The organism is Pseudonocardia sp. NPDC049154, assembly GCF_040648315.1.
Taxonomy (GTDB): Bacteria; Actinomycetota; Actinomycetes; order Mycobacteriales; family Pseudonocardiaceae; genus Pseudonocardia.
In genome coordinates, this window is the sequence record NZ_JBEZDN010000179.1 from 1 (window position 1) to 13,135 (window position 13,135).

At 73.6% G+C, this 13,135-nt stretch carries 13 protein-coding genes; 5 read left to right on the forward strand and 8 right to left on the reverse strand.

Features of this window, described 5'->3' with window-relative positions:
• The 4 genes from AB0B41_RS40445 to AB0B41_RS40460 form a co-directional block, all read right to left on the reverse strand.
• The coding region (locus AB0B41_RS40445) for a biotin/lipoyl-containing protein (protein WP_358212326.1) at window positions 1-632 on the reverse strand (632 nt) is incomplete at its 3' end.
• Window positions 633-634: 2 nt separating this feature from the next.
• Window positions 635-1,606 carry an alpha-ketoacid dehydrogenase subunit beta gene (locus tag AB0B41_RS40450; RefSeq protein ID WP_358212327.1) on the reverse strand — a complete coding sequence of 324 codons (972 nt, stop codon included), beginning with the start codon at window positions 1,604-1,606 and terminating at the stop codon, window positions 635-637.
• A 1-nt stretch (window position 1,607) separates the two neighbouring features.
• Complete coding sequence (gene pdhA / locus AB0B41_RS40455) at window positions 1,608-2,822, reverse strand: pyruvate dehydrogenase (acetyl-transferring) E1 component subunit alpha (RefSeq protein ID WP_358212328.1); 1,215 nt, start codon at window positions 2,820-2,822, stop codon at window positions 1,608-1,610.
• Window positions 2,823-3,133: 311 nt separating this feature from the next.
• Window positions 3,134-3,454 carry an antitoxin gene (locus AB0B41_RS40460; RefSeq protein ID WP_358212329.1) on the reverse strand — a complete coding sequence of 107 codons (321 nt, stop codon included), beginning with the start codon at window positions 3,452-3,454 and terminating at the stop codon, window positions 3,134-3,136.
• Between the two features lie 207 nt (window positions 3,455-3,661).
• Between AB0B41_RS40460 and AB0B41_RS40465 the strand changes: the two genes are divergently transcribed.
• The 4 genes from AB0B41_RS40465 to AB0B41_RS40480 all read left to right on the forward strand — a co-directional run bounded on the left by AB0B41_RS40465 (window position 3,662) and on the right by AB0B41_RS40480 (window position 7,230).
• Entirely contained in the window at window positions 3,662-4,573 is a 912-nt protein-coding gene (locus AB0B41_RS40465; protein ID WP_358212330.1) for an ABC transporter substrate-binding protein, read from the forward strand.
• 8 nt (window positions 4,574-4,581) lie between these two features.
• Complete coding sequence (locus AB0B41_RS40470) at window positions 4,582-5,490, forward strand: amino acid ABC transporter permease (protein ID WP_358212331.1); 909 nt, start codon at window positions 4,582-4,584, stop codon at window positions 5,488-5,490.
• Window positions 5,487-6,248, forward strand: coding sequence for an amino acid ABC transporter ATP-binding protein (locus tag AB0B41_RS40475; RefSeq protein ID WP_358212332.1), 762 nt, complete (start codon window positions 5,487-5,489; stop codon window positions 6,246-6,248). Before AB0B41_RS40470 ends, AB0B41_RS40475 begins: the two co-directional genes overlap by 4 nt.
• A 121-nt stretch (window positions 6,249-6,369) precedes the next feature.
• Window positions 6,370-7,230 carry a transporter substrate-binding domain-containing protein gene (locus tag AB0B41_RS40480; RefSeq protein WP_358212333.1) on the forward strand — a complete coding sequence of 287 codons (861 nt, stop codon included), beginning with the start codon at window positions 6,370-6,372 and terminating at the stop codon, window positions 7,228-7,230.
• 186 nt (window positions 7,231-7,416) lie between these two features.
• Here the strand turns inward: AB0B41_RS40480 and AB0B41_RS40485 are convergent, their stop codons facing one another.
• Window positions 7,417-7,995 carry a peroxidase-related enzyme gene (locus AB0B41_RS40485; protein WP_358212334.1) on the reverse strand — a complete coding sequence of 193 codons (579 nt, stop codon included), beginning with the start codon at window positions 7,993-7,995 and terminating at the stop codon, window positions 7,417-7,419.
• 332 nt (window positions 7,996-8,327) lie between these two features.
• On the opposite strand from AB0B41_RS40485, the gene AB0B41_RS40490 reads away from it, so the two are divergent.
• Window positions 8,328-8,657: a hypothetical protein gene (locus tag AB0B41_RS40490; RefSeq protein WP_358212335.1), complete on the forward strand. Its 330-nt coding sequence runs from the start codon at window positions 8,328-8,330 to the stop codon at window positions 8,655-8,657.
• 14 nt (window positions 8,658-8,671) lie between these two features.
• On the opposite strand, the gene AB0B41_RS40495 is transcribed toward AB0B41_RS40490, so the two are convergent.
• The 3 genes from AB0B41_RS40495 to AB0B41_RS40505 all read right to left on the reverse strand — a co-directional run bounded on the left by AB0B41_RS40495 (window position 8,672) and on the right by AB0B41_RS40505 (window position 12,807).
• Complete coding sequence (locus AB0B41_RS40495) at window positions 8,672-10,684, reverse strand: hypothetical protein (RefSeq protein WP_358212336.1); 2,013 nt, start codon at window positions 10,682-10,684, stop codon at window positions 8,672-8,674.
• A gap of 198 nt (window positions 10,685-10,882) precedes the next feature.
• Window positions 10,883-12,541, reverse strand: a complete 1,659-nt coding sequence (mctP, locus tag AB0B41_RS40500; protein WP_358212337.1) for a monocarboxylate uptake permease MctP — start codon at window positions 12,539-12,541, stop codon at window positions 10,883-10,885.
• Window positions 12,538-12,807: a DUF3311 domain-containing protein gene (locus tag AB0B41_RS40505; RefSeq protein ID WP_358212338.1), complete on the reverse strand. Its 270-nt coding sequence runs from the start codon at window positions 12,805-12,807 to the stop codon at window positions 12,538-12,540. Before AB0B41_RS40505 ends, mctP begins: the two co-directional genes overlap by 4 nt.
• Window positions 12,808-13,135: the final 328 nt, after the last annotated feature.

Sequence of the window (13,135 nt, forward strand, 5' to 3'; positions counted from 1 at the left end):
CGGGTGATGACCCCGCGGGGGCCGGACCCGGCGAGCGCGCGCAGGTCGACGCCGAGGTCCTTCGCCAGCTTGCGGACCGGCGGCTTGGCCAGCGGCACCAGCGACTCCGGGCCCGCCGGCCGCTCCTCGAGCTCCGGCGCGGCCGCCGCCGCCGCGGCCGGACCGACCTGCGCGGCCGCCTCCTCCCCGGCGACGACCGGGGCGACCTCGGGCTCGGCCACCGCGGCCGCCGCGCCGGGCACACCCTTCCGCGGGCGTCGGCGCGCGGTGCCCTGCCGCGGCCCGTAGCCGACGAGCGTGGCGATCCGCCCGTCGGCGCCGGCCTCGCCGATCAGCGCGCCCTTGCCCTCCGCGGGTGCCGCGGCGGCCGGCTCCGGCTCGGGCGCAGCCCCCGCGGCCGTCTGGATCGCGATGATCGGTTCGCCGACCTGCACGGTGGTTCCGGGCTCGGCCAGCAGCTGGTGGACCGTCCCCGCGAACGGCGAGGGCAGCTCGACCACCGCCTTGGCCGTCTCGATCTCGACCAGGATCTGGTTGACCGCGACCGGGTCGCCGGGAGCGACCTGCCAGGCCACGATCTCGGCCTCGGTCAGCCCCTCCCCGACGTCGGGCATCCGGAAGATCTCGGGCACGCTCACCACCCCAGCGCGCGGTCGACGCCGTCGAGCACGCGATCGAGATCGGGCAGGTAGTCGTCCTCGCACTTGGAGGGCGGGTAGGGGGTGTCGAAGCCGGTCACCCGCAGCACGGGCGCCTCCAGCGAGTGGAAGCACTCCTCCTGCACCCGGGCCGCGACCTCCGAGGTCACCGACGCCTCCGACGGCGCCTCGGACACCACCACGAGCCGTCCGGTGCGCCGCACCGACGCGAACACCGGCCCGAGGTCCAGCGGGGACAGCGAGCGCAGGTCGATCACCTCGATGTCCGTGCCCTCCGCCTCCGCGGCCGCCGCGGCCTCCAGGCAGGTCTTCACCAGCGGGCCGTAGCAGGCCACGGTCACGTCCGCGCCGGACCGGACGACCCGCGAGGAGAACAGCGGGGCGGGCTCGGTCTCCGAGACCTCGCCCTTCTCCCAGTAGCGCCGCTTGGGCTCGAAGAAGATCACCGGGTCGTCGCTGGCGATGGCCTGGCGGATCATCCAGTGGGCGTCGTCCGGGGTCGAGCAGGCGACCACCTTGAGCCCCGCGACGTGCGCGAACAGCGACTCGGGCGACTCGCTGTGGTGCTCCACAGCGCCGATCCCGCCGCCGAACGGGATCCGCACGACGACCGGCATCGGCACCTTGCCCTGCGAGCGGAACCGCACCTTGGCCAGCTGGGAGACGATCTGGTCGTAGCCGGGGAAGACGAACCCGTCGAACTGGATCTCGCAGACCGGGCGGAAGCCGCGGATCGCCAGGCCCACCGCGGTGCCGATGATCCCGCTCTCCGACAGCGGGGTGTCGAGCACGCGCTGCTCGCCGAAGTCCTTGGCCAGCCCGTCCGTCACCCGGAAGACGCCGCCGAGCTTGCCGACGTCCTCGCCCATCACCAGGACCTTCGGGTCCCGTTCCATCGCCGCGCGCAGCCCGGAGTTGAGCGCCTTGGCGAGCGTCATGGTGGTCATCTCACGCCCCTCCGACGGTCGGGCCCGCGAGCGACCCTTCGGCCTCGAAGCTCGCGTGGTACTCCAGGTACCTGGCCTTCTCCGCCTCCAGCTGCGGCGACAGCTCGGCGTAGACCTCGGAGAACATCCGGTCCGGACCGGGATCCGGCATGGCTACGCAGAAGGCGCGGAAGCGGGCGGCGAGCTCGTCCGACTCGGCCTGCACCTCGTCGAAGAAGTCCTGCTGCACCCCGTGCTCACGCACCAGGTTCACGCGTACCCGCTCGATCGGGTCCTTGAGCTTCCACAGCTCGAGCTCGTCGGCGAGCCGGTAGCGCGAGGGGTCGTCTGACGTCGTGTGCGCGTCCATGCGGTAGGTGAACGCCTCGATCAGGACGGGCCCGTTGCCGGTGCGGCACTCCTCTAGGGCCCAGCGCGTGACGGCGAGGCAGGCCAGGACGTCGTTGCCGTCGACCCGCACGCCCGGGAAGCCGTACCCGCGGGCTCGCTGGAAGAGCGGCACCCGGGTCTGGCGCTCGAGCGGCACCGAGATCGCCCACTGGTTGTTCTGGCAGTAGAAGACGACCGGGGCGTCGTAGGCGGCTGCCCACACGAACCCCTCGTGGACGTCCCCCTGGCTGGTGGCGCCGTCGCCGAAGAAGCACATCGTCGCCTCGGCGTCCGGCCCGTCGCCGACCTTGCCCTCGAACTTCTGCCCCATCGCGTAGCCGGTGGCGTTGAGGCACTGGTTGCCGATGACGATCGTGTACAGGTGGAAGCGGGCCTCGATGGGGTCCCACGAGCCGTGGTCGGTCCCGCGGAAGATGCCCAGCAGGTCCGTCGGATCGATCCCGCGGCACCACGCCACGCCGTGCTCGCGGTAGCTGGGGAAGATCATGTCGCGCGGGGTGGCGGCGCGCCCGGCGCCCACCTGGGCAGCCTCCTGGCCGAGCAGCGGCACCCAGATGCCCAGCTGGCCCTGGCGCTGCAGGGCGTTTCCCTCGCGGTCGACGCGGCGGACCAGGACCATGTCGCGGTAGTAGCCCTTGAGCTCCTCGGCGCCGACGTCGTCGGCCCAGGAACCGAACCGGTCGTCGGACACCCGTTGCCCCTCGGGGGTCAGCAGCTGGACGAGCTCGGCGCCGCCCTCGTCGGTGCCGTGCAGTCCGGACAGGACGTGCTCGCGGGTCGGTACGGATCGGGGATCGGTCGGGACCCAGCTCTGTGGACGGGACACGCGTTCCTCCTCGTGCTCACGACACGCGGGGTCCGTGCTGTGGCACACCGCCCGCGGGCCGACGGACGGCCGGCGGCGGACCACTCGGGTGTGTGGGCCGCCCCGCGCCGGACGTCCTCTGAGGTGATAGTGGCACGGCTCGCGCCGGCAGGGGGACCGCCGGATCCCACAGGATCGGGCGGCGGGCCGTGCGTGGGGCCACGGCTCCGTTCGGCGTCCGATCCTCGGGCCTCGGAACGATCAACCCCGGGGACGACGACGGCCCGGCCACCTCGGCGAGGTGACCGGGCCGCGCGTGCGCGTCGCGGGTGTCAGCCGCGGTACGGGGCGCTGGGCGGGTCGGTCGGACCCTGCTGCCCGTAGCCCTGCTGGCCGTAGCCCGGCTGCCCCTGCTGGCCGTAGCCCTGCTGGGGTCCGCCGCGGCCCTGCTGGCCGTGGATGCCGGCGGCACCCTTGGCCTTCTGCGCGGCCCCGTGGATCTGCCCCGAGTACTTGCCCTTCGTCTGCTTGTCGACGAACTGGGCGGCCTGGTCGACGTACTTCCCGGCCTTGTCCGGGTTCTTCTTCGCGTAGCGGCGCGCCGCCTCCGCGGCACCCGCCAGCGCGCCGAGCTTCTTGAACAAGCCCGCCATGGCGCTCCTCCCGTCGTGTCCGGTGTCGTCCACCGTCCGTCCTGCACCGTCAACGCCCGGTGATATGTCCTGGTTCCCGCGATCCGCGGCGGCCAACCATGTGTCCGTCGGGTAACGGACGATCGTTCCGGGATGTCCTTCCGGCAGCCAGGTGGCAGCATCCCGACGACCGCGCCACCCCGCGCGGATCGATGAGGAGGTGCCGGCGTGTCCGCCCGAACCCGAACGATCCCCGCCGCGCTGGCCGCGGCGGCCCTCGCCGTCGTCCTGGCCGGGTGCGGCTCCAGCGGCGACGGCTCCGGCGGCGGCGCCGGCGCGAGCTCCGCCCCGGCCGTCCCGGCGGCCGCGAAGGACGACGCCCTCGCGGCCAAGGTCCCCGCCTCCGTCTCCGCCGACGGCAAGCTCGTCTTCGGCACGGACGCCTCGTACCCGCCCAACGAGTTCACCGACACCGACGGCAGCACCATCATCGGCATGGACGTGGACCTCGGCACGGCGCTCGCGCAGAAGCTGGGACTGCAGGCCGAGTTCCAGAACAGCCAGTTCTCCGGGATCATCCCGGGCATCGACGGCGCCCGGTACGAGGCCGGCATGTCGTCCTTCTCGATCACGCCCGAGCGCACGGCGACGGTCGACATGGTCAGCTACTTCACGGCCGGCACCAGCCTGGCCGTGAAGGCGGGCAACCCGGACGGGCTGAACCCCGACAATCTCTGCGGCAAGGCGATCGGCGTCCAGGCCGGCACCACGCAGGCCGAGGAGGTCGTGACCCGCAGCCAGGAGTGCACCTCCCAGGGCAAGCCGGCGATCCAGGTGACCGAGCTGCAGCAGCAGACGGACGTCACGCTCGCCCTGACCTCGTCGCGCATCGTCGGCATGCTCGCCGACTCCCCGGTCGCCGCCTACGCCGTGACCACCACGAACAAGGCCGTCGAGGTCGTCGGCGAGCCGTACGACACCGCGCCCTACGGCGTCGTCCTCAAGAAGGGGCAGGCCGAGTTCCCGCAGGCGGTCCAGGGCGCGATCCAGGCTCTGATGGACGACGGCACCTACAAGGCCATCCTCGACAAGTGGAACGTCGGCAACGGGTCCATCCCGACGTCGCAGATCAACGCCTGAGCGGCCCGATGTCAGCTCCGCCGGGCCGTCCCGAGCCCATGAACGCCGTCCCGGTCCGGCACCCGGGGCGGTGGGTCGCCGTCGCCGTCCTGGCGGTGCTGACCGCCATGCTCGTCCACACGATCCTGACCAACGAGGGCTTCGGCTGGCCCGTCGTCGGCGACTACCTGTTCTCGCCGCCGGTGCTCAACGGGCTGAAGAACACGCTGGTCCTGACGGTGCTGTCGATGGTGATCGGCATCGTGGGCGGCGTCCTGCTCGCCGTGATGCGGCTGTCGCCGAACTGGATCCTCAGCTCGGTCGCCGCGCTCTACATCTGGGTGTTCCGCGGCACGCCGCTGATCGCGCAGCTGCTGTTCTGGAACTTCCTGTCGGCGCTCTACCCGCGGCTGTCGCTGGGGATCCCGTTCGGGCCGGAGTTCGTCTCGTTCGACACCAACCAGCTGATCAACCAGTTCGCGGCCTGCCTGCTCGGCCTCGGGCTCAACGAGGCCGCGTACATGGCCGAGATCGTGCGCGGCGGCATCGCCTCGGTCGAGCACGGCCAGACCGAGGCGGCCGGCGCGTTGGGCATGTCCCGCGCCCAGACGCTGCGCCGCATCGTGCTGCCGCAGGCGATGCGGGTGATCATCCCGCCGACGGGCAACGAGACGATCTCGATGTTGAAGACGTCGTCGCTCGTCGTCGTGATCGGGTACTTCGAGCTGCTCACGTCCGTGCAGCGGATCTACTCGGTCAACTTCCAGACGATCCCGCTGCTCATCGTGGCGGCGATCTGGTACCTGGCGCTGACGTCGATCCTGTCCGTCGGGCAGGGCTTCATCGAGCGGCGCTACGGGCGCGGGCTGCAGACCGGGCCGCCCGGGCCGTCGCTGTTCGGGTTTCTGCGCCGGACGCCGGAGGAGGCCGCCGCATGACGCCCATGGTCGAGGCCCTCGGCATCCACAAGAGCTTCGGCCCCACGCAGGTGCTGCGCGGGGTGGACCTCGTCGTGCAGCCCGGCGAGGTGAGCTGCGTGATCGGGCCGTCGGGCTCGGGCAAGTCCACGCTGCTGCGCTGCATCAACCACCTGGAGCGGATCGACTCCGGGCGGCTGCGGGTCGACGGGCACCTCGTCGGCTACCGGGAGCGCAGCGGCAAGCTCTACGAGATGCGCGAGTCCGAGGTCGCGCACCAGCGCCGGGACATCGGCATGGTGTTCCAGCGGTTCAACCTCTTCCCGCACAAGACGGCGATCGAGAACGTCATGGAGGCGCCGGTCGTCGTGCGCCGCCAGGACAAGGCCGCCGCGAAGGCGCGGGCCGTCGAGCTGCTCGACCGCGTGGGCCTGGCGGACCGGCGGGACAACTACCCGTCGCAGCTCTCCGGCGGGCAGCAGCAGCGCGTCGCCATCGCGCGGGCGCTCGCCATGTCACCCCGGCTCATGCTGTTCGACGAGCCGACCTCGGCGCTCGACCCCGAGCTCGTCGGCGAGGTGCTCGACGTCATGCGCGGGCTCGCGCGCGAGGGCATGACGATGGTCGTGGTCACCCACGAGATGGGCTTCGCCCGCGAGGTCGGCGACGCCCTCGTGTTCATGGACGAGGGCGTGATCGTGGAGCAGGGCGCGCCGCGGGAGGTGCTCGGCAACCCACAGCACGAGCGGACCAAGGCGTTCCTGTCGAAGGTGCTGTAGCTCCGGCCGGTGCGCCGGGCCGGTGACTGCGCCCGGTCTCCGCGACGCCGTGGCGGGTGTCGCGGAAGCGGGCGAAGCACCCGAATCGGGCGCCGACCTGGCGGGATGACACGATCGTGGGGTGCGCATCCGAGGACTGACCCGGCTCGTCGCGGCCGTGGTGGCGGCCGGGGCGGTGCTCGTGGGCGGCGTCGGCTGCGCGACCGCGCCCGCGCCGCCCGTCGGCGTCGTCCAGCAGCCGCTGCCCGAGGTGGCCGTCGATCCGGCGCTCGTCGCGATGCTCCCGCCGACGCTGCAGGGCGGGACGCTGCGCGTCGCCGTGCCCGGCGTGGCCCGGCCGGCGAGCGGGGCCGAGGAGGAGCTCGGCGCCGCGCTGGCCGCCCGGCTCGGCCTGCGGTCGTTGGCCGACGGGGTGTCCGCGACGGCGCTGCCGCGAGCGCTCGTGGGCGCCCGGCACGACGTCGGGATCCTGCCGGTCCCGGTGCCCGAGGCCCCGCTCGGCGGCAGCGTGCTGCCGTGGCTCGGGGCCCGCACCGCGATCGTCACGCCGCCCGGCAACCCCGACCGCGTCGAGCCGACCACGCTCTGCGGGCACCGCATCGGCGTCGTCGCCGGGTCGGCGCAGCACGCGGCGGTCACCGAGGAGAACCTGCACTGCACGGACAACCGGCGGCCGGAGATCGAGATCGTGCCGGTCGGCGGCGCCGAGGACGCCACCCGGCGGCTGCTCGCCGACCAGCTCGAGGCCTTCGTCGCCGACGCCCCGGCCGCCGGCCACGCCGTCGTCCTGGGGAAGGGGAAGCTGGCGCTGCCGAGCGCGCCGTACGGCGAGGGCACGGCCGGCATGATCGTGGAGAACCGCGCCGCCCCGGCCGTCCGTGCCGCGCTGGCCTCGCTCATCGCCGACGGCACCTACGCCGCGATCCTCGACCGCTGGCTGCTCCGCGACCTCGCGGTCGACGCCGCCGCCGTGTGGTCCTAGGAGCCTGCGGACGGGCCGCCGACTAGGCCGTGTCTCTCAACCTGGCGCCGCCGGGCCCGGTGATCCACGTTGTTCCCGGCAAGGCCGCCGGGTCGCCCTCATACCGGGCGTATTCGGGTGGCCCGGGAACGCCGGCGGGGACGGCGTGGGCGCCGGGAGCGGTGGTGGCGGGTTGGGAGACACGGCCTAGCGCGGCAGGCGGCCCATCAGGAAGAACTCCGGGTTGGGCCGCAGCGCCGTCAGGTGGGCCATGCGGTTCGAGAGGGCGAAGAGGGCGGTGATGGCGCCGACGTCCCAGATCTCGTCGTCCGTGAGGCCGGCGGCGCGGGCGTCGTCGAGCTCGGCGTCGGAGAGGGCGGCGGAGTCGGTGGCGATCAGCAGCGCGAGGTCCACGATGGCCCGCTCGCGCCGGCTCAGCTCCACCGCATAGGGGTTGGTCGCGACCCGGTCCGCGATCTCGGGGTCCTTCGCGCGGATGCGCAGGATCGCGCCGTGCGCCACCACGCAGTAGGTGCAGTGGTTCGCGCCCGACGTCGCGACCACGATCAGCTCGCGCTCCGCCTTGCTCAGGCCCTCGTCCGAGTCCATCAGCGCGTCGTGGTAGTCGAGGAAGGCGCGCAGCTCGCGGGGGCGCTTCGCCAGGGCGCGGAAGACGTTGGGCACGAACCCGGACTTCTCGGCGATCGCACCGATCCGGTCCCGCAGGTCCTCGGGCATGTCCTCCAGCTCCACGTGCCCGAAGCGGCTCACCGCGTGATCTCCCATGGCCGCGACCGTACCTTCGCGGAAGCCGCGCGGACATGCCTCAGAGCCTCTCCGTCTCGGCGAAGCCCCGGAGCGGCGCGGCACACCCGGAGAGGCCTGGCACACCCGCTGGGGAGCGCGCGAACACCGCTCCTGTTGCACACCCGCGAGGCGTCGCGCGGGCCGTCGACAGGCCGAGGCAGCGAGCGGATGTGCCACGGTGCACGGGCAGGTGTGCGACGGCCGGCCGGGTGTGCGACAGCGCTCGGGCGGGGGGCGGGCCGGTCACCGGCGGAGAACATCCCGGGCGTGGTCCTTCCCCGGCGGGCCGCCAAACGTCATCATCTGCGGGCATGGGGGTGCCCGAGGAGATCCGTACCCGGTTGTCCGACTGGTGCGCGGACTGCCTGTCCGCCGAGGAGCGCGAGCACCGCCGGATCGCCTACACGACCGTGGGCGACCACGTCACGATCCTCGACCGCCGCCCGCCCGCGTTCCCCGAGCTGGGCGCGGTGTGGTCCTCGACCCCGCTCGCGCAGCTGCGCAACGAGCGCGACAGCGGCCGCTGGGTGCTCTACATCCCGACGGTCTCGGGGGAGCGCTGGGAGCGCCAGGAGCCCTCGGCCGACGACCCGTTCGTGCTGCTCGACCGCATCCGCTCGGCCCTGCGCGCCGCGGGCTGACCCCTCAAGCCCCCTCAGGCCCCCGCCTGCTCCCGCCGCGGCGTCTCGGGGCGGCGGGCCGTGGGGAGGTGCACCACCCGGCCGCCGGGGTCGGGCGGGCGCGGCGGGGCGACGACCGGGGCCTCGGCACGCTGCAGCGCCCCGAGCACGGTCGGACCGGCGTCGGCGGGGTGCGCGTCGGCGACCGCGAGGAGACGGGGAGCCGCCGCGGCCACGAGCAGCCGCTCGACGGAGAGCTCCGCGGCGTCGAGCACCACGACGGCGTCGAGCACGTCGTCGGACGGCAGCCGGGACAGCAGCGACTCCAGCGGCACGCTCCACACGAACCCGCGACCGTCGGCGTAGGCCCGCGCCGCCTCCGGGTCCTCGGCGCGGAGCCGGGCCAGCAGCTCGTCGCAGCGGGCCTGGTCGGCGGCCTCCCGCCGGGCCGGCTCGAGGACGGTGAGCGCGACCTCGTACGCCTCGTCGTCCCGCGCCCGCAGGGCCTCGACGGCCGCGCGGTGCCCCGCGGCCAGCTCCGCGAGCGGGGCGTCGCCGGCGAGCCCGTCCGCGATCGCGTCGAGCCGGGCGGCCGCCTCGGGGGCGGACCCGTGCTCGGCGACGTCGAGGATCCCGGCGGCCACGCGCTCGGCCGCGGCGAGGTCCGGCACGGCGATGGGCGAGGTCGGGTGCAGGAACAGGACGTCGTGACGCAGCTGCCCGACCGCCCGCGCCGCCTCGTCGACCAGGTCCAGCCCGGTGACGAGCGCGCGCAGGTCGCCGACGTCGTCCGGGGTCGGGATGCCCAGGCCGCGGCACCCCTCGTCGACCGCGGTGAGCCGGCCCGCGAGCTCGACGTGCAGGACGGCGGCGTGCACCGACCGGGCGTCGGCGGGGACCTGGCCGCCCACCCGGATCAGGTCGAGGACCGGCTGCACCTCGCGCTGCACGCCGTTGCGGAAGCGCCGCCGGGCGCGGCCGCCGGAGTCGAGGAACTCGCGGTAGTCGACGAGCAGCTCGTGGGCGTGCGGGGGCAGCGCGCCCGCGAGCGTGACGAGCGGGAGGTCCCGCGAGCGGTCGGCGAGGGTGAGGGCCGCGGCGGAGGCCGACCGCAACGCGTCGAACACCGGCCGGTGGCGGGAGTGCACGAGGTCGGCGAGCAGCGGCCAGGCCCACGACTCGCGCGGGCCGAGGGTGTCGAGGGCGGCGCGCATCGCGCGGGCGACGCCCGCGACGGCCGCGAGCCGCGGCTCGTCGAGCGTGGTGAGGACGTCCCGCAGCAGGTCCGGTGCGCCGGTGCGCGCTCGCGCCGCCCCGGCGGCGTTGGCGCACAGGGCCCGGATCTCGTCGACCGGCGGGAACGCAGGCGGCGGCGGGATCTCGCGCCCGGCGTGGTCCCGGCGGGCCGGGGTGGCGGTGGCGAGGAGCAGCCGCAGCTCGCGCTGCTCGGGGCCGGTGAGGGCCGGCAGCCGGTCGACGGTGGGGGCGACGGCGTCGAGCCGGGCCAGGTCGGCCGCGGTCACGGCGACCCGCAGCCCGGCCCGCGCGAGATCGTCGACGGCCGCCGCGATCTCGGTCGGGCGGTGACCCTCGAGGACCAGGAAGGACTCGGTGCGGACGGCCGCGACGACGTCCGTGAGCGGTGCGGGGTTCTCGGACGCGGTGCGCTGCCGCGGCACCACCGGCGCGACGGCGTCCGTCCCCGTCGCGGCCTCGGCCCCGGCGAGGGCCTCGGCGAGCCGGCGCAGCCCGGCCGGTGCGGTGCCTGCCTCCATCCGGGCCCGCACCTGCTCGGCGGCGGCGAGCGTCGCCGCGTCGGCCGGGGGCGGCTCGGCTGTGCCACCTGCCGGAGCGGCGGCCTCCGCCTCGTCGGCGGCGCGCTCGGCCAGCCGCTCGACGAGGTCGCCCAGCTCGCCGCCCTCCCGGGGCGCGCCCGGGCGTGGATCGGCGTCGTCGGCACCCTCCGCCACGGGCTCCTCCTCCGGCTCACCGTCCCGCCCGGTACCCGCCGTGTGCAGGTGGCGGACCACACGTCGGATCTCCGCCATCACTCACCTCCCGCCACCGCCGTTCCCGGCGGTCACCGGGGGTATCGCTCAGGCGGCCCCGATGTTCCACCCCGGTGGCGTGGTCCTGCAACACATACGGGACGGTCCGGTCACGCGGTGCGCTCGTTCGGCCGCACGAGCACACCGCGCTCGCCCGACCGGGCGCCGGGCGTCCACCCCGCGGTCGACGTCAATGCGTCAATGCGTCAGCACGTCCGCGACCGGCTTGAGCCGCTTCGAGTCCTCGTCGGCGTGGTAGTCCGGGCCCTGGGTGGCGTCGGCGCCGTTGCCGACCTTGAGCGCGTGCAGCACCGCCGACGCGACGACGGCCACCACCAGGTTGAGGATCAGCGCCACGAAGCCCACGTAGATCTGCACCTGCGAGCCGGCGAACGGGTGCCAGCCGAAGACCGTCAGCTTGTCCAGGGGCAGCGCGGACCCGCCGAAGTGCGCCTTGTTCGCGGCCGGGTTCGGGATGAGGTACAGCAGGTACATCCCGTACGCCATGCCGACGAGCCAGCCCGTCACCAGCGCCCAGCGGTGCAGCCAGCGCGTGTACAGCGCGATCGCCACGGCCGGCAGCGTCTGCAGGATGATCACGCCGCCGATGAGCTGCAGGTCGATCGAGAACTGCGGGTCGACGAACAGCACGAACGCCACCGCCCCGAACTTGACGACGAGCGAGGCCAGCTTGGCCTGTCGCGCCTCCTGGGCCGGCGTCGCGGAGCGGTGGATGTACTCCTTGTAGATGTTGCGCGTCCACAGGTTGGCGGCCGCGATCGACATGATCGCCGCCGGCACCAGCGCCCCGATGCCGATGGCCGCGAACGCGACGCCCGCGAACCAGTCCGGGAACTGGCCGTCGAACAGCACGGGGATGATCGTGTTGGTGTCCGCCCGCCCGGTCGCGTTGTTGGTGATCGGCTTGGAGCCCGCGGCGATCGCGACGTAGCCGAGCAGCGCCAGCAGCCCGAGCAGCAGCGAGTACGCCGGCAGCGCCACCATGTTCCGCTTGAGCACGTCCCGCCCGCGCGAGGCGAGCACGCCGGTGAGCGAGTGCGGGTAGAGGAACAGCGCGAGCGCCGAGCCCAGCGCCAGGGTGATGTACTGCAGCTGGTTGTTGCCGGTCAGCAGGATCGAGCCCTGCGGGCGCCCGGTCGCCGGGCTCGGCTGGGCCAGCTTGTCCGAGGCCGCGCCGAAGATCGCCGACCAGCCGCCGAACTTCGCGGGCAGGTAGATCACGGCGACGAGGATGACCAGGTAGATCAGGATGTCCTTGACGAACGCGATCAGCGCCGGCGCCCGCAGCCCGGACTGGTAGGTGTAGACCGCCAGGATCACGAAGGCGACCAGCAGTGGCAGGTGCCCGGCGATGCCGGTCCCGTTGAGCCCCATGGTCCGCAGCACGGCCTCGAGGCCCACGAGCTGCAGCGCGATGTAGGGCATCGTGGCGACGATGCCGGTGACCGCCACCAGGAAGGCCAGCAGCGAGCTGCCGTACCGGCCGCGCACGAAGTCCGCCGGGGTCACGTAGCCGTGCACCCGGGAGACCGACCACAGCCGCAGCACCGGCAGGAAGACGATCGGGTACAGCACCACCGTGTACGGCAGCGCGTAGAAGCCGAGCGCGCCGGCGCCGAACATCAGCGCGGGCACCGCGACGAAGGTGTAGGCCGTGTAGAGGTCACCGCCGACGAGGAACCAGGTGATCCACGAGCCGAACTTGCGCCCGCCCAGGCCCCACTCGTCGAGGTGGTCCAGCCCGCCGCCCCGCTGCCAGCGCGAGGCGACGAAGCCCATCACCGTCACCACGAGGAAGAGGACGACGAAGACGGACAGCTCCACCCACTGGATCATCGGCGCGCCCCCTCGTCGAGGTCGTCGACCCGCTCGTCGACGTCGGGCGCGTACTCGCCGTCGCCCTTCGTCCGCAGGTAGACGACGAGCACGCACACCACGCCCACCGGCACCCACAGGAATTGCGACCAGTAGAAGAACGGCATCCCGAACACCACCGGGTCCGTGCTGTTGAACCACGGTGTGACGAGCATCAACAGCGGGACAAGGAGCAGCAGGTTCCACGGGCTCCAGCGGAACCCGGACCCTCCTCCGTGTGCGGCCATGACTCCCCGATTCGATCGACGACGATCAGCCTGCGCCTCGGCCTTGCGCCAGGAACTGGCCTCGGCCGCGCGCATCGTAGGTCGCTCCTGCGGAGATCGCCGGATCACGCGCCGGGGCGACGATCACGGCACCCGGACGGGACCCCGCACAACGCGGAACGGCCCGCCCCGGAGATCCGGGGCGGGCCGTCCGTGCGGCTCGGGTCAGACGCCGAGGCGCTGCTTGAGGTTCTCGAGCTCGTCGCGCATCGAGGTCGGCAGCTTGTGGCCGACCTTGGCGAACCACTCCTCGATGAGCGGGATCTCCTGCTTCCACTCCTCGGGGTCG

Excerpts from the sequence above, each read along its gene's own strand:
- AB0B41_RS40450 (WP_358212327.1), bottom strand. The coding sequence starts at position 1,606 with ATGACCACCATGACGCTCGCCAAGGCGCTCAACTCCGGGCTGCGCGCG.
- AB0B41_RS40460 (WP_358212329.1), bottom strand. The coding sequence starts at position 3,454 with ATGGCGGGCTTGTTCAAGAAGCTCGGCGCGCTGGCGGGTGCCGCGGAG.
- AB0B41_RS40470 (WP_358212331.1), top strand. The coding sequence starts at position 4,582 with ATGTCAGCTCCGCCGGGCCGTCCCGAGCCCATGAACGCCGTCCCGGTC.
- AB0B41_RS40475 (WP_358212332.1), top strand. The coding sequence starts at position 5,487 with ATGACGCCCATGGTCGAGGCCCTCGGCATCCACAAGAGCTTCGGCCCC.
- AB0B41_RS40485 (WP_358212334.1), bottom strand. The coding sequence starts at position 7,995 with ATGGGAGATCACGCGGTGAGCCGCTTCGGGCACGTGGAGCTGGAGGAC.
- AB0B41_RS40490 (WP_358212335.1), top strand. The coding sequence starts at position 8,328 with ATGGGGGTGCCCGAGGAGATCCGTACCCGGTTGTCCGACTGGTGCGCG.
- AB0B41_RS40495 (WP_358212336.1), bottom strand. The coding sequence starts at position 10,684 with ATGGCGGAGATCCGACGTGTGGTCCGCCACCTGCACACGGCGGGTACC.
- mctP (WP_358212337.1), bottom strand. The coding sequence starts at position 12,541 with ATGATCCAGTGGGTGGAGCTGTCCGTCTTCGTCGTCCTCTTCCTCGTG.
- AB0B41_RS40505 (WP_358212338.1), bottom strand. The coding sequence starts at position 12,807 with ATGGCCGCACACGGAGGAGGGTCCGGGTTCCGCTGGAGCCCGTGGAAC.